This is a genomic window from Streptomyces cacaoi (genome assembly GCF_006539165.1).
GTDB classification, from domain to species: domain Bacteria; phylum Actinomycetota; class Actinomycetes; order Streptomycetales; family Streptomycetaceae; genus Streptomyces; species Streptomyces cacaoi.
In genome coordinates this window covers 1-1,257 of record NZ_BJMM01000168.1, presented here as the reverse complement: position 1 = coordinate 1,257, position 1,257 = coordinate 1, and the positions used below count along the sequence as shown (strand labels likewise).

Below are 1,257 nucleotides of genomic sequence, written 5' to 3'. Positions count from 1 at the left end.
CGGGGATCCGGATGTGTTCGCGGGGATGTCGCCCGTGGACGACGACCGCAGTACGGCGGAGGAGCGTCCGCATGTGCTCGACTTCCTGAGCCGTGTGGTCGACGGCCGCCTGGAGGTCCAGCTCCAGTTCTCGACCGCCCTGCACGACACCGCTGCCATGCGTCGGCTCGTCACGGCGTACCGGGATGCGCTGTCGGAGGCGGTGGCGTACTGCCTGAGCGAGGGCGTGGGGGGTCGGTCGCCGTCGGACTTCCCGTTGGTGGCCTTGGATCAGGCTGCCGTGGATCGGGTGGTGGGCACCGGTGAGGGGATCGCGGACGTGGTGCCGCTCTCGCCGATGCAGCAAGGGATGTTGTTCCACTCGCTGGAGGACACCTCGGGCCAGGCGTACGTCGAACAGATGGCGTTCGTGCTGGAGGGGGTCGAGGACGTCGACCGGCTGGCGGAGGCGTGGCAGGAGGCGGTCAACTCTTCTGACGCACTGCGGGTTTCGGTGGTGTGGGAGGAGGTGGACGAGCCCGTCGCGGTGGTTCATCAGCGGGTCGAGGTGCCCGTGCGGCGCGCGGACTGGCGCGGACTGAGCGACGAGGAGCGTGAGCGGGAGCTGGGGGAGTGGTGTGCCGCGGACCGGGCCGGGATCGGGCTGGGGCAGGCGCCGCTGACCTGTGTTTCCCTCGCGGAGCTGGGCGGCGGCCGGGTGCGGGTCGTGTGGACCTTCCACCATCTGCTGCTGGACGGCTGGTCCACCCCGCGGCTGCTGGAGGACGTGTTCACCCGGTACGCGGGAGCGGCTCCGGCCGTGCGGCGGCCCTACCGCGACTACCTGGAGTGGCTGGCCGCGCAGGACACCGGTGCCGCGCTGGAGCACTGGCGGGCCGCCCTCGCCGGGTACGACACCCCGGCGGCGCTGCCGGCCGACCGCCCGGCGGCCCAGGCCGTGGAGTGGGCGGCGCGGGACCACGACGTGCTGGTGGACGCCGAAGTCGCCGCGCGAGTGGGCGAGTTCGCGCGGCGGCACCGGCTGACGGTGAACTCCGTCATCCAGGGCGCGTGGGCGCTGCTGCTGGCCGGCTGGTCCGGCCAGACGGATGTGGTGTTCGGCGCGACGACGTCGGGGCGTCCGGCGGAGCTGGAGGGTGCCGACGGGATCCTGGGGCTGTTCATCAACACCGTGCCGGTGCGGGCCCGGCTGGCGCCGGGGGTGCCGGTGGCGCGGTGGCTCCAGCAGCTCCAGGCCGAGCAGTGGGACGGGCGGGC

General features: G+C 73.2%; 1 protein-coding gene. It reads left to right on the top strand.

Annotation, left to right across the window (positions count from 1 at the left end; genetic code table 11):
• Window positions 1-34: 34 nt before the first annotated feature.
• Window positions 35-1,257, top strand: a 1,223-nt coding sequence (locus SCA03_RS34760) for a condensation domain-containing protein (RefSeq protein WP_170223877.1), incomplete at its 3' end; no start/stop codon positions are given.